17 protein-coding genes are annotated in these 19,436 nt (G+C 44.4%); all 17 read left to right on the top strand.

The annotated features are described in order from the left end of the window. Positions 1-3 precede the first annotated feature (3 nt). The 17 genes from HLM86_RS03630 to tssK all read left to right on the top strand — a co-directional run bounded on the left by HLM86_RS03630 (position 4) and on the right by tssK (position 19,435). A complete protein-coding gene (locus tag HLM86_RS03630; RefSeq protein ID WP_076589296.1) occupies positions 4-573 on the top strand; it encodes a DUF6931 family protein in 570 nt (189 codons plus the stop codon). Then, a complete protein-coding gene (locus tag HLM86_RS03625) occupies positions 570-872 on the top strand; it encodes a PAAR domain-containing protein (RefSeq protein ID WP_170881943.1) in 303 nt (100 codons plus the stop codon). The genes HLM86_RS03630 and HLM86_RS03625 overlap by 4 nt, the downstream gene beginning before the upstream one ends. A gap of 296 nt (positions 873-1,168) precedes the next feature. Then, a complete protein-coding gene (locus HLM86_RS03620) occupies positions 1,169-2,554 on the top strand; it encodes a type VI secretion system protein TssA (protein WP_170881944.1) in 1,386 nt (461 codons plus the stop codon). A 40-nt stretch (positions 2,555-2,594) separates the two neighbouring features. Further along, entirely contained in the window at positions 2,595-3,116 is a 522-nt protein-coding gene (locus tag HLM86_RS03615; RefSeq protein WP_076589299.1) for a type VI secretion system tube protein Hcp, read from the top strand. Between the two features lie 19 nt (positions 3,117-3,135). Beyond that, positions 3,136-3,639, top strand: a complete 504-nt coding sequence (gene tssB / locus HLM86_RS03610; protein ID WP_076589300.1) for a type VI secretion system contractile sheath small subunit — start codon at positions 3,136-3,138, stop codon at positions 3,637-3,639. After that, complete coding sequence (gene tssC, locus HLM86_RS03605; RefSeq protein WP_076589301.1) at positions 3,639-5,117, top strand: type VI secretion system contractile sheath large subunit; 1,479 nt, start codon at positions 3,639-3,641, stop codon at positions 5,115-5,117. The genes tssB and tssC overlap by 1 nt, the downstream gene beginning before the upstream one ends. Before the next feature lie 65 nt (positions 5,118-5,182). After that, complete coding sequence (locus HLM86_RS03600; RefSeq protein ID WP_076589302.1) at positions 5,183-6,577, top strand: type VI secretion system contractile sheath domain-containing protein; 1,395 nt, start codon at positions 5,183-5,185, stop codon at positions 6,575-6,577. Beyond that, a complete protein-coding gene (tssE, locus tag HLM86_RS03595; protein WP_076589303.1) occupies positions 6,577-6,999 on the top strand; it encodes a type VI secretion system baseplate subunit TssE in 423 nt (140 codons plus the stop codon). The genes HLM86_RS03600 and tssE overlap by 1 nt, the downstream gene beginning before the upstream one ends. After that, positions 6,992-8,743 carry a type VI secretion system baseplate subunit TssF gene (gene tssF / locus HLM86_RS03590; protein ID WP_076589304.1) on the top strand — a complete coding sequence of 584 codons (1,752 nt, stop codon included), beginning with the start codon at positions 6,992-6,994 and terminating at the stop codon, positions 8,741-8,743. Before tssE ends, tssF begins: the two co-directional genes overlap by 8 nt. A gap of 17 nt (positions 8,744-8,760) precedes the next feature. Next, positions 8,761-9,690 carry a type VI secretion system baseplate subunit TssG gene (locus tag HLM86_RS03585; RefSeq protein WP_076589305.1) on the top strand — a complete coding sequence of 310 codons (930 nt, stop codon included), beginning with the start codon at positions 8,761-8,763 and terminating at the stop codon, positions 9,688-9,690. A gap of 73 nt (positions 9,691-9,763) precedes the next feature. Next, entirely contained in the window at positions 9,764-12,373 is a 2,610-nt protein-coding gene (gene tssH / locus HLM86_RS03580; RefSeq protein WP_170881945.1) for a type VI secretion system ATPase TssH, read from the top strand. A 24-nt stretch (positions 12,374-12,397) separates the two neighbouring features. Further along, on the top strand, positions 12,398-14,947 hold the full coding sequence (locus tag HLM86_RS03575) for an MFS transporter (protein WP_076589307.1): 2,550 nt from the start codon (positions 12,398-12,400) through the stop codon (positions 14,945-14,947). Further along, positions 14,944-15,945 (top strand): ABC transporter substrate-binding protein, encoded by a 1,002-nt coding sequence (locus HLM86_RS03570; protein WP_076589308.1) that lies wholly within the window; start codon positions 14,944-14,946, stop codon positions 15,943-15,945. The genes HLM86_RS03575 and HLM86_RS03570 overlap by 4 nt, the downstream gene beginning before the upstream one ends. Continuing rightward, on the top strand, positions 15,933-16,670 hold the full coding sequence (locus HLM86_RS03565; RefSeq protein WP_076589309.1) for a transporter substrate-binding domain-containing protein: 738 nt from the start codon (positions 15,933-15,935) through the stop codon (positions 16,668-16,670). Before HLM86_RS03570 ends, HLM86_RS03565 begins: the two co-directional genes overlap by 13 nt. After that, positions 16,660-17,601, top strand: coding sequence for an FHA domain-containing protein (locus tag HLM86_RS03560; protein ID WP_076589310.1), 942 nt, complete (start codon positions 16,660-16,662; stop codon positions 17,599-17,601). The genes HLM86_RS03565 and HLM86_RS03560 overlap by 11 nt, the downstream gene beginning before the upstream one ends. Next, positions 17,601-18,083 (top strand): type VI secretion system lipoprotein TssJ, encoded by a 483-nt coding sequence (gene tssJ / locus HLM86_RS03555; protein ID WP_076589311.1) that lies wholly within the window; start codon positions 17,601-17,603, stop codon positions 18,081-18,083. Before HLM86_RS03560 ends, tssJ begins: the two co-directional genes overlap by 1 nt. Positions 18,084-18,103: 20 nt before the next feature. Then, entirely contained in the window at positions 18,104-19,435 is a 1,332-nt protein-coding gene (gene tssK / locus HLM86_RS03550) for a type VI secretion system baseplate subunit TssK (RefSeq protein WP_076589312.1), read from the top strand. Position 19,436 lies beyond the last annotated feature (1 nt).

The following is a 19,436-nucleotide window of genomic DNA, read 5'->3' as shown; positions in this document are numbered from 1 at the left end:
ACTATGTATAAAAAAATTCCTTACCAGAGCAGTGCTCAAATTCTGCCAAGATTCGAAGTATCAGATGAAGCGAAACAACTCATTGGCGATGAGTGTCCCGTAGATAAAACGATCAGTAAACTTAAAGAGGCCAAACTTTACAACGAGGTAACACAGTTTTTGGCTCATGCATTACCCGTTAGGGAAAGCATTTGGTGGGCACTTTGTTGTATCTCAACACGCGATGATGTTTGGAGCGATACCCAAAAGATGTGTTTAGGTGTCGTAAAGCAGTGGGCCCAATCACCGTCTGAGGAATTGCGGAGACGTGCCGAACTATTGGCCAATCGCCTGAAACTTAACTGCGGTCCATCCTGGTTAGCCCAAGCAGTGTTCTGGAACGGCTCAGGCAGTATTGTGGCACCCGACCTTCCCATCGTACTCCCCGACCCCTTTCTCTATGCCAAAGCGGTGAGTGGTGCAATCAATCACTCCGCGTCACTACCAGAATGGGACAAATCCGAATCATACTATGAGAATGCCATTATGGCGGCTCTCGATATCGCCTCAGGTGGAAATGGAGGAACCCAATGACGTTACCCGCAGCCCGATTAACGGACATGCACGTTTGTCCAATGCAAACCCCCGCGGTGCCTCCGATCCCTCATGTAGGCGGCCCAATAACAGGCTCAGGAGCCCCAACGGTATTAATTGGTAGTATGCCTGCCGCTACCTTGGGTGATATATGCGTCTGTGTTGGTCCACCTGACTCGATAGTGAAAGGCAGCGCTACCGTTTTGTTGAACAGCAAACCCGCAGCTCGAATGGGAGACACGACATCACACGGAGGAACGATCGTTCTCGGTATGCCAACTGTGCTCATCGGGGGTTAATAAGGGTTCGCGGTCCCACTTAAGCTAGATGATTCCTTTAGCAAACATGGCTATTATATTCAATAATTTATTTAATTTATTTCTCTTAAACCATCGATAAAACAAGGCATTGACAATAATTTATGCGTCATCGGTCCAATTTATTGGATGCAGATCACTTTTCAAGGCAATTTATAAAATTCAACGAGCCTTTTAAAAAAATAAGCCTAGACTGTGTTAGATGGGATCCCATAAAGTCAGACACAGAAAGCGACACCATAAATACTTTTTATTGAAACACTTGCAGCGGAAAATGTATGGTTGATATTGAAGCACTTTTGGCACCTATCTCTGAACAGCAACCATCAGGTCAATACCTGAAGCTGGATCGCACCGCTTACCGGACTTTGAGAAATAATTTCAACACGGCGCAGTCTTCTTTTCGCCAGTTGATCGAGACCCCGGATGCTTCCAGTGATGAGGAACTCATTGATGCAAATCAAACAAACTGGGAACTTTTACGTTCTTCTACTCTTGAAGCCTTAACGAGCCAGACCAAAGACCTTGAGTTTCTCGGATGGTTCATTGCAAGTCAGTCTTTCTCTCAAAACCCGTATAAAAATTTAACCGATTCGACAGAGGTTTTGGTTCGTTTTATCACACTTTTTTGGGACACGCTTAATCCATGCCCGCCTGACGAAAAGTTATCAAGTGATGACGAGGCATCTCAAACAAAAGAGCGTATTGAGTTTCGCCTTAAACCTTTGCTTCAGCTCATTGGCGAAAGTCAGGATACAACGGCCCTTTACATGCCATTACAAATGATAGGTCTTATCGGAGACGTGTCCTTTGGTGATTTTCTCAGGGCAGAAAGGGCTGGCAACATGGGCGAGCTAAAAGAAAAAGCACAAGCCGAATACTCTAAAAATGTTGATGCGACCGTCATGTATCTGGCGCAGACCTATCAAAACTTTAACCAAGCCGAAAGACTCATCGCAAAACACTGCCAAGATGCTGGCGTAGGTTCTGTAAGTTTTAAATTTATCAAATCGAACCTATCAGACTTGCTCAACGCAATCCAATATTTGGTGGGTGACAAATTTTCCCCTTGGCCACTAGACAACCAGTACAATCCAGTTGCTGCGTCCACTCAAAATGACAGCGCAGTAGAGATTGTTTCACAAAGTGCGCCGTCACCAGTGGCAGTCCCTCAGGACAACGGTGAAAACATGACACAAGATGCCGCGTCTATTCCCAATACGATTGCCGTCAGCGCTTCCGGTGTCATTACTAACCGCGATCATGCATTTCATGAACTGAGAAAAATTTCTGAGTTTTTCCAAAAAACAGAACCACATAGCCCTATTCCTTTTCTCATCGAACGGGCCATACGTTGGGGCTATATGAGTTTACCTGAGTTACTCAATGAAATGACGGGAGGTAATTCAGGGGTCCTAGCATACATTAATCAAGTATCCGGTATGGACAACATGGACCAATCCGACCTCAGTAGTAGGCCTGCGGCGCCAACGGTCCAAACGCACTCAGTCCCCACTTCATCTGGGCCTACATCGCCAGATGTTTCCGTTCCACCTCCAGTGGCATTATCTCAAACAGGTCCTGTCACCACGAGCGAACAAACACCTCAAAACGAAGCAAACACCAATCAATCTAATGTCGGTGTAAGCAGTTTTGAGTGGTAAGTCACTACACACTAAATGCTAATTAGCGAAGGAGAACCAAATGGCTTCTATTTACATGAGAATTGATGGTACTACACCTAAAGGTGCAGCGACTGTAGAAAAGATCGGTGGTAAAGATGGCTTCTTTGCTATTGATACTGTGACATGGAACGCAGTCCGTGGCGTCGGTATTGATGTCGGTAATGCAAACAATGCTGACCAAGGCATGGTTGCTTTAGGCGAAATCAACATCACGCGTGGCTGTGATGGCGCAACTCCTCATTTAACAACTTTCCTTTACGCTCCAGGCAAAGAAGGAAAAACGATCGAAATCGTAATGACGAAACCGAATCGTGAAGGCTCTGGTGCTGATCCTTACCTCATCCTAACGTTGAAAGCAGCTCGCATGTCTAGCTACAACATGGCTGGTACTGACGGCACGCTACCTAACGAGTCTTTCTCATTAACCTACACCGAAATTTCCAAAGCTTACTATATTGAAGGCGAAGGCGGTAACATTGAGAAAGGTCCAGAAGTCGGCTTTGACGCGACAACGGCTAAAGTCACATCGACAGCTAAATAATTAGCCAAGGAGAACCATTGTGGCACTGAATTCCCAACACAAACGTGTAAGTAAGAACCGCGTAAGTATTACTTACGATGTGGAAACTAATGGCGCTGTAGAAACCAAAGAACTCCCATTTGTGGTTGGGGTAATTGGTGACTACTCTGGTCATAAGCAAGACAAAGAAGACGTTGAAGACCGTACATTCTACAACGTTGACAAAGACAACTTTGACTCCGTTATGAAACGCGTCGGACCAGAGTTGTCTTTGAAAGTCGACAATGTTCTTGCAGATGACGATAGCCAATTCGAAGCAAGCCTGAAGTTCAATTCAATGAAAGACTTTGAGCCTGAGGCAATTGTTAACCAGGTAGAACCTCTTAAAAAACTTGTTGAAACGCGCAATCAACTCAAAGTACTGCTATCAAAAGCAGATCGCTCTAGAGACCTAGAGAAGCTGTTAAAAGAAGTACTCCAAAGTGCAGATACCATCAGCGCGCTTTCGGATGAGTTAGGTATCGAGAAGGAAGGAGGCGAATAATGAGTACAGAAGCTGAAAATCAAGCGCAACCCGAAGCAGCAGAAGGCTCTCTCAGTTTTCTGGATCGAGCGATTGAGGCCACCACTCAAACCCCAGCGGATACGACCAAGGAATTGTTTTCAGTCCTTGCTGAGCAAGCACTATCCGGAACGGTGACATGGGACAAAAACGTCACCAAAACGATTGAAAATGCAATCTCTGAAATTGACAAGAAGCTTTCGAAACAATTGTCAGAGGTTATGCAACAAAAAGACCTTCAAAAACTGGAAGGGTCTTGGCGTGGGCTGCAGAAGCTTGTTAAAGAGAGCGAGCTTGGCAGAGATCTGAAGATTAAGATGGTTGATTACTCCCAAGAGGAGCTTCTTGATCAATTTGAAGATGCCCCAGCTATCGATCGCAGTCCATTATTCAATGCCGTTTATCAAGGTGAATTTGGCACTGCGGGCGGTGAGCCTTACGGCACCTTTATTGGTGATTATGAATTCAGCGCGAAAGATGAAGACGTCGCCCTACTTCGCTACATGGGTGAAGTGGCCGCCGCCTGCCACGCACCTTTCGTCGCCGCAGCAAATGCGCAAATGTTTGAATTCAATGACTTTACAACATTCGAGGAAGGAAAACCCGTTGCTGCTGGTTTTGACTCTCCTGCTTATGCTGCTTGGAACGCCTTCCGTGACAGCGATGACGCGCGTTACGTCACTCTTACTCTTCCGAGAACAATGGCTCGTCTTCCGTACGGTTCTAAGGGTATCGGTACTGATTTATTCGACTATGAAGAACTCGGTACAGATATGGATGGCAATCCAAATCCTACCAGCAACGACCAACTTGTCTGGTCAAATGCGGCTTATGATTTGGGTCTAAAAATGACTCAAGCGTATACAGCCTCAGGCTGGTGTACCTCGATTCGCGGTTTGGACAATGGTGGTAAGGTTGAAAACCTTCCTAACCTAACCTACAAAACGGAAGCCGGAGATCTTGTGCAACAGTGTCCGACTGAGATCAACCTCACTGACGAACGTGAGAAAGAACTCAGTGACTTAGGCTTTTTGCCTCTTGTTCACTATAAGAACTCAAATTATGGTGTCTTTATTGGCGGTCAAACAACCCAGAATCCAAAGACATACACTGATCCGGATGCAACCGCGAATGCGGCGATCTCCGCCCGACTTCCCTACATTATGGCGAGCAGCCGTATCGCCCATTATTTGAAAGTGATGGGTCGTGATAAGTTGGGTTCCAACCTTGAAGCGCCTGATATTCAGCGCGAACTTCAGCTTTGGATTGATCAGTACACCAATGCCGGTGCTATCGGCAATGAACAGCGTGGTAGAACACCTCTTTGTGAATCACGTATCGAAGTAGTGGAACAGCCAGGCCGTCCAGGTTCATACTCAGCCGTCGCGCATTTGCGCCCATGGCTCCAATTGGAAGAATTGACCACTTCCGTGCGTATGGTTGCCAAGATCCCTGGATAATATCCAATAAGGCCGGTTAAAACCGGCCTTCAATTCCTCGTTTCTGTTTACAATCTAAGGACATTATGAAATTAAATTTCAACGCGGATTGGACACAGAAGTTCACCGCTTTAGACAGTAAAAAAAGCGAATTTCTGAGAGAAGCGCTCTTTTTACTTTCTGAGATTCACCCAGACGCCCTAACCAACCGATCTACTTTAGTTAATCTGGTTTCAAGATTGATCGCGATGTTAGACAAGCAGCTGTCAAATCAATTAGACCAAATCATTCATGAGCAAAGCTTTGCCCATCTTCACAGTAGTTGGCTAGGCCTTCTGGGATTAGCGACCTTGCCTGTCAATAAACAGCGAACCAAACTTAAGCTTCTGGACATGAATTGGGACGAAGTCTCCGCAGATGTGAACCAAGCCTACCATATTAGAGCCTCCAATTTGTTCAATAAAGTCGGTAATCAGGAACTGAATACTTTAGGCGGGCAACCCTTTGGCTGCATCGTTTATACTCATCCTATCTCTGTTGATATGGATTTTGATTCTGATTACGACGATTTATTCACTGTAGAACTGCTGAGTAAGTTGGGTGAATCGACTCTCTGTCCGATGATTTTTTCTCCGGACACAAAATTTTTTGTCGATAGTGGTGCAGACTGGCTTTCCGATGTAAGTCGTATTGAAAAAATCATCAACGGGCCAGACTATCAAGCATGGCAGTCTTTGCGAAGTAAGCCAACTGCTCGGTTTGTTGGTTTCATAATGCCTTCAATTAGAATGAGAGATCGTTATCACAATGCCAAAGCGGGATTTGTTTACAACGAATCCAGCACTGGCCTTTGGGGAAATGCTGGATTTTCTTTCGCGGCCTCAATAATGCGTGAATATCATCGAGTGAACTGGTTCGGTTTTCTCAAGTCCCGTTGGAACGATAAATATCAAGGCGCAGTGGCCAATGTCGATCAACACCCAAGCCTATTTTTGCGCGAACCTCAGACCAATGTTGTTTTGTTCGGCCAAATCTCTACGTTCTATGCTCAAAACGGCTTTATTCCTTTAACCAAGAGTCCGCTGAGCGACAAGTATTTTTTTAATGGCAACAACTCAATATGGAACAGTGGAACATCTGACAACGAGAAAATTCTGACACAAATACAGACAAGCCTTATGTCTTGTCGGGTCGCACACTATCTCAAAGTCCAAGTAAGGGAAATGTTAGGCAGTTTCAATACCGCGGCTGAGTGTGAGTTATTTCTAACTCAGTGGATTGAGAAGTTTGCCAGTAATGTCACCTATGCCAATGAGGAGACACTGGCCAAATACCCTCTTAGCTATGCAAAGATCAATGTATCAGCGTCTGAAAACCGCCCAGGCAGCTTTGTATGCACGCTAAGAATTGTTCCTCAATACCAATACGACCATTTTACTGGCGAGGTCGTTTTGACGACAGAGCTTGACGAGGCAGCATAATGGGATTTTGGAAAACCTTCATAGAACCACACTCCTCCGGTCGAAGTGATGAAATTGACGATATTAAATTTCATTTAACAAAACTTCTAGAATCAGAGTCCTCTTTGGTGGACATTGACGACCGGTTTACCGAGCTACAACGCTCAAACTTTCGTTTTGGCATTGAAGATGTCCAGCTCCTTAGTGCAAGTTTAGATCAAACCCAATTAGCCTTGCGTCTAGAGAGCTATATTAGGCACTTCGAACCACGCCTAAGCCAAGTGATGGTGGAGTTGCTTGAACGTAAAGAAAATGAGAATGCCTTGATATTCAATATTATAGCAAAAGCAAAAACATCTAAGGGAGAGCAAGAACTGGTTTTTGATTCTAAGATTTCTTTAAACGACCTGACTACCGTAATGACAGAGGACAGTTATGACTGATCCGTTAATGCGCTATTTTGAACAAGAGCTCACCTTTGTAAGAAGGGCGTTGGGGCAATTTGGACAGCAGCATACCGCCCATGCAGAACGACTCAATATTCATCAAGGTCAAATAGAAGATCCCAGCCTCGCTCGTCTACTCGATGGTGTGGCATTACTTAATGCAACCGTTGAAAAGCAGTTGACGGAACAGCTCCCTGAAGTCGTTGAAGGCTTACTGGGTGTTCTCTACCCAAGCTATATACAAACGATTCCTAGTGTTGCCTATTTGCAGCTAGAGCAGGAAGATGCTGTCGCGGAATCCGTACTGGTCCCTAAAGGTTCTCATTTTACTTCCGAAGCCAAAGGCAACTTGTGTCAGTTTACTACGGTGGATGATTTGGAATCGGCCCCTTTCTCGTTAACCGATACCTCTGCCTCAAGTGCTCCTTTTAAGTTCAATCGCCCATTGGGGACCGAACAAGCGGCTGCGGTTATCCAACTTTCATTTTCAACTGGGGACCCAGAAACGTACTTTTCCCAACTTGATCACCAGAATTTAGACTTATTTGTACAAGGTTTCGAGAACAACGCCGATTCCTTGGTTGAGCTATTACTCGGCCAAACGAAAGCTATCTCCATCTCAGATAGCCAATGTGACAAACACGTTGTCTTACCCGCAGAAAAACTCAAGAGCAGAATCAGCGATCTCAACTTTCTCTTTTTGCCCCAGAAAGGCAATCAATTTTCCGGGTTTCAGCTGATCAGCGAATTTTTCTTCTTTAAAGAAAAGAGACAATTTTTTCGATTGAAAGATTTCGGTAAAGCAATTAGACAATTTGCCTGTTCCGACATCAAACTCAATTTGTTTATGAACTCGATACCAACCGAGTTTATGCGCCTGTTTGATAATCAGGTCTTTAAGCTCAACATTGTCCCCGCCATCAACTTATTTGAACAAACTGGGGAACCCACCAACTATGACCAACGTTGCTTGACGATTCCTGTCAACGCCGATGCACACAGCGGCAGTGATATTGAGGTCGTCGAGGTTAAAGAGGTGTTTGAGATAACGCCTCAAGGAGAGAAACCGCTCATACCGCTCTTTAGAGACAGCTATAAATCCAATGTGAATTCGGACTATTGGCAAAGTGCTCGTGATATTAATGGTCAGTTTAAGCTCGCTATCAGCCTGAGGCCCAATCACGATCTTGAGTTCAATAAGCTTTATGGCACGCATCTAATTTGTACCAATGGGAAAGAAGCCTGTGGTATCAATGGTCATATGGAGTGCTTGGAAAATATCGATCTACCCGGTGATTTCAAAGCCATTTACCCCCCTACGGCTCCCATTGGCCGCGAACAAAACCTCAATCTTCACTGGCAGTTTGTTGGCTTGCTCAACAGCAACTTTTCATCACTACTTCACGCAGAAAATCCAACAGAGAAACTGAAACAAATGCTTCAGTTGTGCAGTAGAGAGCAAATTTCATCAGAAGAAATACAGGCGATACACAGCGTCTCAATCAAGTCACAGGTTTCGGCGATCCGCATTATGGGCAAGAACGTTTTTTCTCCTGGAACTGAGATAGAGCTGACCTTGGATACACAAGGTGGATTTTTGGTCTTTAGTGACGTTTTGAACCGTTTTTTTCAACAGTTCTGTAGCTTTGACCGCTATATACAACTTTCGGTGCGGATTTACGGAAGAGACGGTATAGCGAAGCGCTATCCTAAAGTTCACGGGAGCCAGCTGGCAATGTAATTGCCAGCGAAATCATTATGTCATTGATCAACGATCTCACCCAAAACCCCCAACAGTATGACTTTGCTCAGGCGATGAGACTGTTGACGCATTGGATGAATAAAAATCCAAATCGGATCAAACTTGAATTAAAAGCCGAGGCAATGCCAACGGGTGATGCCAGTGAGATCCAATACTTTTCTCTCAAAAACAATCGCCTAAAACTGCGTTTAGCCAAGCAGGCGCTTTCTGGGGTCAAGGGTGTTATTCCTAACTATATCTACGAAGAGCTACTGTTAGCCCTTCACAGTGATGATCACGCTTTAAAAGATTTTCTGGACGTATTTAACCAACGCTATTTTGAGATGGTCAGTCAGTTGGAAGTCGGCGCTTGGTTGATTGTTCAAAATGAGCTAAGCCCCGCTAAAACAAGTTTACTTCAGCACATAGCAACTCTGAAAAAGAGCCATGGAAAGTACTTTCAGTACTCAATGCTGCTGAGTCAGGGGCAAAGAAACCTAGCAACTCTAAAACAGTTACTGAATGACTACTTTCCGTTTGATGTCTCGGTCGCAATGAAAACGCATGAGAGAAGACAGCTTCCCGCCGATTCTCTAACGAGGCTAGGCCAAAATGAAGGTTTCAATAGTCGAGTTGGTCAGGGGTTTTTACTTGGTAAAACCTGCTTAACGCATTTTAGCCACTTGATTGTTCATATCACGCCCAAAACAGAAAATGAGCTGATCTCAATTCAGTCTGACCCCCTTCTAGCCAAGGATATGAAAGAGCTTATTCAGCATTACTTGAAAGACAATACACCAACTTCTGTCTATCTAAATGTTAAACGGGAGTACTTGAACCGACCAAGATTGACCAGTAATAAGTATAACGCGGCCAAATTGGGTGAAGTTGATTGCCTTGCGCCGGAACGGAAACCTCAACAAATAGTCAGTATTCTTCTGAAGTAAGGTCACTTCAGTATTAATAAAACAGTTAGGTATTAAAGACGTATTGATGCCTTTGAGATACAAGGAAAACAGTATGACGCAAGTTACACTTACAAATTTAGTCGCCAAGTTAGCTCCAGAGCTCAAGCAAGCACTTGAACTCTCCGCAGGCGCTGCCATGAATCAAAACGTTCCTTCGATTGAAACGGAGCATTGGTTATTACAGCTTATTTCTCAACAAGATAAACATCTTAGTAATCTAATTCAGTCTCAGAACCTTTCTCAAGACAATATTATCAATGAGCTCTCATCCAAAATTGCCCGCCTGCCAAAGGGGAATGAAGGGCAACCCACACTGAGTCAAGCCCTGACTGAAGTGGTAAAAGATGCGTGGATGCTGGCGTCCGTTAACTATGGCCACGGCGAGATCATCAGCCTACATCTTATCCATGCTTTACTTCAGCAAAATGTTCTAGGTGTCAATACTCTCCAGTTAGAGAGCTTGCAAAGTATTTCTCTGGAGTCACTTCAGGGCTTAATCAATAAAACAGCGGTGGCACAAGCCAAGACCAGTGCCGCGGCGGCTGGCACAAGCAGTGCACCAGCTGGAAACGATGCTTTAAGTAAGTACACCACCAACCTGACTCAGCAAGCACTCGACGGCAATATTGACCCTATTTCCGGACGCAATACTGAAGTACGCAAAGCCATTGATATACTCTGTCGGAAAAGACAAAACAACCCTATTATGGTTGGTGAACCAGGGGTGGGTAAAACGGCCGTTGTTGAAGGGCTTGCCTTACGCATTGCAGCCAACGAAGTGCCTGGCGCTTTACAAGGCGTACAAATCCATTCGCTTGATTTGGGGTTACTCCAAGCTGGAGCTAGTGTCAAAGGTGAGTTTGAGAATCGATTAAAAGATGTCATTAATGAAGTAAAAAACAGTGAAAAGCCCATTATCGTGTTCATCGATGAAGCACACACTCTGATTGGTGCTGGTGGCGCTGCTGGTCAAAATGATGCCGCTAATCTGCTTAAACCCGCTCTGGCTCGCGGTGAGTTTAAAACCATTGCCGCAACCACATGGGCAGAGTACAAGAAATATTTCGAGAAGGATCCCGCTTTAACTCGACGTTTCCAAGTTGTCTCAATTGAGGAACCTAGTGCAGAAGATGCCAAGCAGATGCTGCGCGGTATCGCCGCATCTTTGCAAAAGCATCATGGTGCCTTTATTGCCGAGTCAGCGATCGATGCCGCTGTTCACCTGTCGATACGCTATTTGCCGAGCAGGCAACTTCCCGATAAAGCCATCAGTTTACTTGACACCGCCAGCGCACGAATTGCTCTGACACAAGGAGCAAAACCTGAGGTCATTGAATCTCTGGAACAAACAATTCGCTATCAGCAGAATGAAAAAACGGCCCTAGAGAAAGAAAACGCCCTCTTCGGTATCGCTGAAGATGATATCGCGGAATTGACCCAGTCTATCAGCGACAATCAACAAAAACTCACCGACTATCAAGCTCGTTGGGAAAAAGAGATCGATTTCGTCGATCAAATCAAAGCGATTCAACAGGAGATCAGTGATACTCAACCAGATGCGCCCGTTGACAAATCAAAGCAAACCCAGCTTACAGAGTTAACAGAAAAACTCAAAGAGCTGCAAGATGAAGAGCCCCTTGTTAACGCCATGGTTGACGACAACACGATTGCACAAGTGATAGCGAATTGGACCGGTATTCCAGTCGGTAACATGATGAGCGACGAGATTGCTCGCTTACTCTCTCTGGAAGAAGAGTTGGATAATCGTGTCATTGGGCAAGATGTCGCAAAGCAAGAATTAGCCAAAGCCATTAGAATTTCTCGTGCAGGCCTAACCGATAGCCGAAAACCGATTGGTGTGTTCTTAATGTGCGGTCCAAGTGGTGTCGGTAAAACTGAAACCGCGATGGCTTTAGCCGAGCAATTATACGGTGGTAGCAATGATTTAACCGTTATCAACATGACCGAATTCAAAGAAGAGCATAAAATCTCAATGCTACTTGGTTCACCCGCAGGTTATGTTGGATTCGGAGAAGGCGGAGTACTGACGGAAGCGATTCGCCGTAACCCCTACTCTGTCTTATTACTCGACGAAATGGAAAAAGCGCACCCTGGCGTTCATGATCTCTTCTATCAAATTTTTGACAAAGGGCATATTAAAGACAGTGAAGGCCGAACGGTGGACTTCAAGAATACCATCATAATCATGACATCCAATGCCGCCGATAAAGCCATTTGCGATGTTTGTGCGGACAATAGCGAACGTTTAAGTAATGAAGATTTACTCGAAGCCATTCGCCCTGATTTACAGCAGTACTTTAAACCGGCGTTTTTGGGTCGGACAACCATTGTCCCTTACTATCCGCTAAATGATGAAGAATTAGCTAAGATCACTGAGATCTCTTTAAATCGGATCAAAAAGAAATTAGCAGAACAGTATCAGGCGTCGTTTACTTGGGATGAGGGCTTCATTACTTTTGTCGTCGGTAAAAATACTGACCCGACAACTGGGGGAAGAGCTGTCGAGCAGATCATTAACCGTTCGTTGATGCCCAAATTGGCGGAGGAGTGCATTAGCAGGCTAAGTCAGCAACAGCCGATCACACAAGTGAACGTTGCGGCTGCGAACACTGAAGCAGGCTTCGAACTCACTATTCAATAATAGCGTTTGACTTTGAACAGCAAGATGGACAATACACCTATGGTGACATTAAAGCGATTTATTTCACTAAGAGCAAAACTCATATTGGCTATCGTCGTTGTCTTGCTGTTCTCAAATGGTTTAAATACCACATTAAACTACCTTAATTTCGACAAGCGTTTAACACAAACAAGCGACTCGACCTACAAGGTTGTTCTTGACGAGACCGACAGCGATATTCGTCAGGCGATGAGCTTGGGGCTGCCGCTTTCGTCTATTTCTAATATCCAATCTCTAATAGAGCGACGTTCCGAGATTGTTGACGGCATCAGTAAAATTCAGGTCGTCAATCTCTCTGACGAAGCTTTGTTTACTACCGGGGTCGCCAACTACGGGTCCGATAGATTACTCACAACGAACATCGTCAACACCTTTAATGTGAAAGAAGGTGAGTTAAGGCTGTATTATTCGCCCTTGTATCTGGACCAAATCAAGAACTCTTTACTCTCTCAACAAATAATGGACACCGTAATTTGGGTGTTGGTTGCCGCCGTCATTGGCTATGTCTTATTAAACTCCCTACTTGATTTCCTACTCAAGAAAGTCACCGCCGCTTCGAAGCAAATGGGTAATGAAAGCCTATCAGAACTGCAGCGGTTACAGTCTACCAAGAATCTCATTATTGTTGATCGTAAAGGGCCTAAATGGGACACCATCAGAGCTAAATATTTCCCGTTGCTCATCATTATTCTAGCTATCACTCTCACTGTGGTCTCTAATCTCGGCAGCTCTTATCAATCGCTCAGCAAGTTTTCGGCGATATATGAAACTCAGCTAGAACAAAAGTCCAACCTTATCGGGGACACACTTTCAAGAATGATTAGACGCTTTCTCTCACAAGGTGTACCACTCGAAAAATTGAACGGGCTTGAGAAAGAATTTTCTGCGTATATAGAAAACCATCAGGAGCTACTTTCGATACGACTTGAACAAAATAAAAATCCACTGTATCAGTACCCCAATTCCTTCCCTGATTATGTTGAAGCTAGTGAATTAACCTTACCTATTGATCATCAGGGTGTGATCAAACTTCAAATGATGGCTGACACAAACATCATTCCGCAAATGATCCGTGATAGTTTGATGGATATGCTCACTATTTTGGTCGCTTCTGGGCTGTTCGTAATAGAAATCATCCTATTTATTTGCCACTTCATGATCATCAAGCCATGGAGACAAATAAAGCAACTCATTGCCATGGGCGAGCACAAACGTGTGCCTTATCTGGTAAATGTTAAATCCAACGATGAATTTGGGACATTGATTGGCCATTTAAACCAATTGGTGCAAGGCAGTTTCAAACAACAACCTCTCCCAGTTCGTAACCTACAAGACTATCGTTTTGTTCGCCTTCCTTTGTTTATTCTGATATTTTCTGAAGCCGCTTCATTGGCATTCTTCCCACAATTTGCCTCCAGTTTACCCAATACTCAGCATTGGATCCCAGCTGACTTAGTCACGAGTCTGCCTATTTCGTTGTTCATGTTTTTCTGGGCAATTTCGCTTCCCTTCGCTGGCTACTGGTCAGATAAGGTTGGCCGCAGAAAGTCTTTGATCGTCGGCGGTGTAGTCACGTCATTCGGCCTCATCGCCACGGCGGCTAGCCCAAGCTTAGAATTCCTGCTTGCTGCTCGAGCGATAACCGCAGTGGGTTACGGTATTGTCTTCATTTCAGCTCAGGGCTACGTCACAGATACTACCGATACAAAAAATCGAACGAAAGGTATGTCGACGTTCCTTTCTGCCTTCTTTTCAGGTTCTCTCTGCGGAGCAGCAATCGGTGGGGTACTTGCGGACAAGTTGGGTTACTCGATGACTTTTACACTAGCCGCTGCGCTCGCCATCGTCGGTGTTCTGTTGGTAGTCACCTTTTTTGAGAAAGGGGAAGCTAACTCAGAAAGCAAGCCTGTGCGTTTGGCTGACTTTAAAATGCTTCTAGGAAATAAGTATTTTGCCCTAATAACCTTCTTTAGTGCCATTCCAGCCAAAGTAGTGCTCACGGGATTCTTGTATTATATTTGCCCTGTCTATCTCCAATCTCTTGGAGAAAGTAGTGCGGTTTCAGGGCGCGTAATGATGACTTACGGCTTAGCAATCATTATTGTTTCACCGCTATCTGCTATCTTGGTAGATAGGTGGGATAGAAAAATAGCCTTTATCTTTGCTGGCGGTCTCTTATCTGCAGCCGCATTGATAAATATCACCCTGTTCCCTGGCACTTTTGGCTTACTGACGATCGTTATTTTTGTAGGTATCGCACATGGGATTTGCGTATCTCCACAAGTACCTTTAATTATCGACCTATTGTCAGATTCGGGTTTGGACAAAGGAAAGACGATCGGCATTTTTCGTCTCACCGAACGTCTAGGCAACATCGCCGGACCTTTGCTTGCTGGTCTGTCTCTTAGTGTTTTAGGTTTTCAGGACACGATCATGTTGTTTGGGATCGCGCTACTTTTCAGTTCGATCGTTTTACTCAGTGGCTACGGCCTTTTTGTTAAACGTGATAGAAATCCGGTGGGGGTGATAAGATGAAAACCTTGGTTTTCTGCATATTGGCGAGTATCACTCTGGTGGCGTCTGCCTCATCTTTTAATGATGAGAAGCATGTCATTATGGTACTCTGGCGCGGCGTTACCGATGCAGAGCGCGGTTTTATGGACTACCTATCTGACAAAATGGAAGTCAGATATACTCTGCTTGATGCTCAGAGAGATAAAGACATCCTAAAGTTGCACCTGACCAATATCGATGAACTCAAGCCTGACCTCATATACACATTCGGTACCACAATAACATTAGATTTACTCGGGACTCAGAACAACCCAAGCCCATTTAGAACAAACAGCAACACGCCTGTCGTTTTTAGTATTGTCACAGACCCCGTCGGGTCCAAAATCGTGGATTCGCTCGATTCATCTGGAAGAAATTTTACGGGGGTCAGTCATATTGTCCCTCATAACATCCAGTTTAAAGCGATCAACCAACTCAGTGGAATTGATACAATAGGTATTATTTTTAATCCGTTGGAAAATAATGCTATTGTTACCGCACGGAGCATTCAAGCCCTCTCATCCAGCTTTCAAAAAGAGGTTTATCTATATCCATTAAGAACATCCAATAACAAACCTGACGTGAACTCTGTTGAGAGGTCCGTCTCTCTTATGGTTGAAGATGGCGTTCAATTAGCCTACCTACCACCGGATTCTTACATCATCAGCCAAGGTAAAACTATCGTTGATCGTCTGCACCAGCAAGGCATTGCCACTTTTTCTGCTACAGAATCACCTATTCGTAAACATGCTGCCCTTTTCGGAATCGTTAGTCGCTATTATAATGTCGGTCAATTCGCCGGCCACAAAGCGGAACAGATTTTAAGTGGAAAGTTCAAACCCAGTGAGGTTCCTATTGAACCATTGACCCAATATTCATACATTGTAAACGTAGGTGCAGCCCAAAGGCTGGATTACTACCCCCCTGTCTCAATTTTAAAGATTTCCGAACTTATTGGAGGAAATGAATGGTCAGAATGATGCCATTTCCTATTTGCTGTTTCATTCTTTTGTTTGGCTTCATGTTCAGCGCCAATGCATCTGGACAGCCGACTTTTGGTCCCGCGCGTTTGTTGCTGACAACTCAGGATTGGCCGCCTTATCAAAGCTATCAACAAGCGCAAATGCAAGGGCTAGCCGTGGACAAAGTAAAATGTGCCCTAAGTCATATGGGCCAGCCTTATCAGCTCACCATGACCGTCTGGTCTGATGCACAGCTTCGTGTTCAAAGTGGCAATCAACATGGTTTTTTTGTCGCCACACAAACCGCTGAGCGGGATGAATATGCCACCATTTCAGACCCGATCGCACAGCAAAGGCTGCGCTGGTATTTTGGTCCCGGAGTTGATCCTAAAATCAATGAACTTACCAAGGTCAATTTGAAGTTTTCCGCCAAATTCGGCTCCAGTAAATGGTTTTGGCTTAAACGTAATGGATTCAACGTCGTCAAACAGCCACGGGATGCCAATGTACTGCTAAAACTATTAAAACAAAGGGAAATTGATGTCGCACTCGAAGATGAAAAAGTCTTTGGTTCTGAACTCAACGAAGCGACCCTACCTGAAGATTTTTTTCCTTCACAAGTGATGGAAACAAAGCCCATGGGTGTGTATTTCTCCAATCGATTCCTGACTAAATACTCAGGGTTCTTATCTGCATTTAACACAGCGATTTCTACATGTGAGGGGGTAGTAAGTGACGATTAGTATTCATTTGATTTCTGTGCCCTCTGATGAGGTGGTGACATCTCGGGTTATCTACCTTCCTGAAACAGGTGGCGATTTTGGGCGGGCGACGTCTTGCGACATCTCTTTGCCAGATCAAAGTAAACGTATTTCACGAGTTCACGGCACGATACGCCTCACAGAAAATGGCTATAGTGTCAAAAGTACCGGTCAAAATAACGCGGTGCTCAACGATAAAAAGATGGCTCAGCAAAAAGATTACACGCTTAACGATGGTGATATCTTAAAGGTCGAAAACTACACGATGCTAGTGTCGACCCTTATAACATCGCAACCTAAGACTGAATCCAATGATGATGACCTATTTTCAGAACCCTTTTCTCTCGACCTAGAAAATGATGATACTGACTTTTTAGAGGCGGAACCGGCGCCGATGAAAAGCAAAAACAACAATCAGTTCTCTCAAAACAATATTCTAAGCGATGACCCATTCACTTCAGACCCTTTCGAAGATTTAGATTCCGATTCGATCACACCACATATTGAGGTGAACAACGTCGATTCGTCACCAGAATTCGTTAGGACAGCAGAAGATACGGAATTTTTACCCGTTGAAACAAAGACGGATACACCAATAGAAAACTCTCTTGAAAAACTGCTTTCTATTACAGAAAAAAATCATCAATATCTACGAAACCCAGCACTGAATCATGATGCCCTGTTCGATGCCTTGGAAGAAACGGTTGATCAGTTCTTAAATGAATTCGCTCCCACCCAATTGGAACAACAGTTTAGTGAGTATATTTCAGGCGGTCTTTTCTCAAATAAAGACAAGAAATACTGGAAGATATACCGCAAACATTTCCAACACCGACAGGAAAACGGAGATTTCAGAAGGCAATTTAAAGCCTTGTTTATGGAAAATATGCGCAAACAAAGAGAGGAAAGTTAATGGCTAGGTGGTGTTTTGTTTTGGCTCTGTTTCTGGTGGGATGTTCATCCGATCCAGTGCCTGTGGTTACACAATACTCTTTAGCTATAAAGTCAGACAAGTCGGTAAACCCTTCAGAATCCAACGACTCAAACCCAGTGGTAGTAAGACTTTATCAGCTCACAGATGCACAGATGTTTAAACAGCAGCCCTTTATCGAATTGTACGACAACGACGTACAACTGCTCAGTGCCAATATGATTTCAAAGCAGATCCTCCCTGTGATCATTCCAGGTAGCGATCAAACAATGACGTTAGATATCAATAAACAAACTCAATACGTAGCCGTATTTGTTGAATTTATTAAATATCAAAAAAGCAGCCCAAAGGCGGTCTCAATGCTACCGACCAAAACGGATGACTACCTGCAGCTGACCCTTTCAGGTGATGCTGCTAAATTGGAAATTATTACCCCAGCTTCACCTTGGTGGAAGTTATTTTAATCATAAGATAGGGAAAGTACGTGGACGCATTCAAAAAAGTAGTATGGCAAGAAGGGATGTTCATTGCCCCACAACATTTTCAGCAGCAAGATCGATATGTTCAGAATTATGTTCGAAAAAACGTTGAGACCTTGGCTAGCTTTGCTCCCTTTTATGGTGTGACTGAACTGACCGTTAATCACGATCTACTCAAGATAGGTAAGCTATCGATCACCTCTTCTGCTGGGGTGTTCCCTGACGGCACCCATTTTGAGTTAAATGAAGAAGTCGCACGTGATATACCTCAAGGGACAATAGAAACTATCGCCTATTTGGCGCTGCCTATCTCTTTGCAAGGTAACAACGACTATGGTAGTGATCAAGCTGAACAGAGTCGTTATATTACCCAATCCATTAATGTATTCGATACGTCGACCTCAGAAAATGCCAGTGTCGAGATCGATGTAGCGCAACTCAATACATCGATTAAACTTGAGGGAGAAGACACCTCCGGTTTTACCCTCATACCGGTGGCAAAAATTTTGGAGAGTAGCGAATCTGGCGATGTCGTTCTGGATAGAGCGTTCATTCCAGCCTGTCTTCACTATGGTGCGTCCAATTTGTTAGTTGAGCGGATGAAAGAAATACACGCCTTATCATCCAACAGGGCCAGTAATCTCCTCAAACGCATTCAGGCCGGTCAAGGCCAGAAAAGCCCTCAGTCGCTAATGCAAGACTACCTTTGGTTACAAACATTGAATACTTGGCTTCCTTGGTTTGATCTCACTATTGCAAACCCAAAATTCCAAACCAATGAACTGTATCTAGAGCTGCGTAAGTTTGAAGCACAAGTGATGGCGTTAACGCCCGCTATTCCTGAACCTTGCAACAACCTTCAATATCAAAAGCTCTACGACAGCTTTAATCCCTTATTTTCTAGTCTAAGGAATATGCTCACTCTAGTACAACAAGACTCCGTTATTGAATTCAATTGGGACACCTCTTTGTTTGAAAGGCGTCGCCTACTTCGCACTTTGATCAAAGACACAAGTAGCGTTACAAATCGTCGCTTTGTATTAGCGGTAAAATCCAATATCAGTAGCGCTGAACTTAATGAGCTATTCCCTGTGTCGGCCAAATTAGGTAACAATACCCGCATCGTAGAATTGGTTAGAAATAGTCTTTCGGGTATTGCCTTATCACCATTACCTGTCGCTCCTAGCGAGCTAAAGCCTATGCAGGGCGTATCCTATTTTGAAGTCGATACCTCCGACAGAATGTGGCTTGAGATGCTCGAAAACCGCGATGCGATAGCCCTTCACGTTGACACTCGTATCAACGAGTTAGACGTCATGCTCTACGCCTTGAGATAAT

Origin of the sequence: Vibrio ostreicida (assembly GCF_013074385.2) — a bacterium.
Lineage (GTDB): Bacteria > Pseudomonadota > Gammaproteobacteria > Enterobacterales > Vibrionaceae > Vibrio > Vibrio ostreicida.
This window is presented reverse-complemented; position numbering and strand designations above follow the sequence as displayed.

Coding starts and splice junctions, on each gene's coding strand:
- HLM86_RS03630 (WP_076589296.1), top strand. CDS start 4: ATGTATAAAAAAATTCCTTACCAGAGCAGTGCTCAAATTCTGCCAAGA.
- HLM86_RS03625 (WP_170881943.1), top strand. CDS start 570: ATGACGTTACCCGCAGCCCGATTAACGGACATGCACGTTTGTCCAATG.
- HLM86_RS03620 (WP_170881944.1), top strand. CDS start 1,169: ATGGTTGATATTGAAGCACTTTTGGCACCTATCTCTGAACAGCAACCA.
- HLM86_RS03615 (WP_076589299.1), top strand. CDS start 2,595: ATGGCTTCTATTTACATGAGAATTGATGGTACTACACCTAAAGGTGCA.
- tssC (WP_076589301.1), top strand. CDS start 3,639: ATGAGTACAGAAGCTGAAAATCAAGCGCAACCCGAAGCAGCAGAAGGC.
- HLM86_RS03600 (WP_076589302.1), top strand. CDS start 5,183: ATGAAATTAAATTTCAACGCGGATTGGACACAGAAGTTCACCGCTTTA.
- tssE (WP_076589303.1), top strand. CDS start 6,577: ATGGGATTTTGGAAAACCTTCATAGAACCACACTCCTCCGGTCGAAGT.
- tssF (WP_076589304.1), top strand. CDS start 6,992: ATGACTGATCCGTTAATGCGCTATTTTGAACAAGAGCTCACCTTTGTA.
- HLM86_RS03585 (WP_076589305.1), top strand. CDS start 8,761: ATGTCATTGATCAACGATCTCACCCAAAACCCCCAACAGTATGACTTT.
- tssH (WP_170881945.1), top strand. CDS start 9,764: ATGACGCAAGTTACACTTACAAATTTAGTCGCCAAGTTAGCTCCAGAG.
- HLM86_RS03575 (WP_076589307.1), top strand. CDS start 12,398: ATGGACAATACACCTATGGTGACATTAAAGCGATTTATTTCACTAAGA.
- HLM86_RS03570 (WP_076589308.1), top strand. CDS start 14,944: ATGAAAACCTTGGTTTTCTGCATATTGGCGAGTATCACTCTGGTGGCG.
- HLM86_RS03565 (WP_076589309.1), top strand. CDS start 15,933: ATGGTCAGAATGATGCCATTTCCTATTTGCTGTTTCATTCTTTTGTTT.
- tssJ (WP_076589311.1), top strand. CDS start 17,601: ATGGCTAGGTGGTGTTTTGTTTTGGCTCTGTTTCTGGTGGGATGTTCA.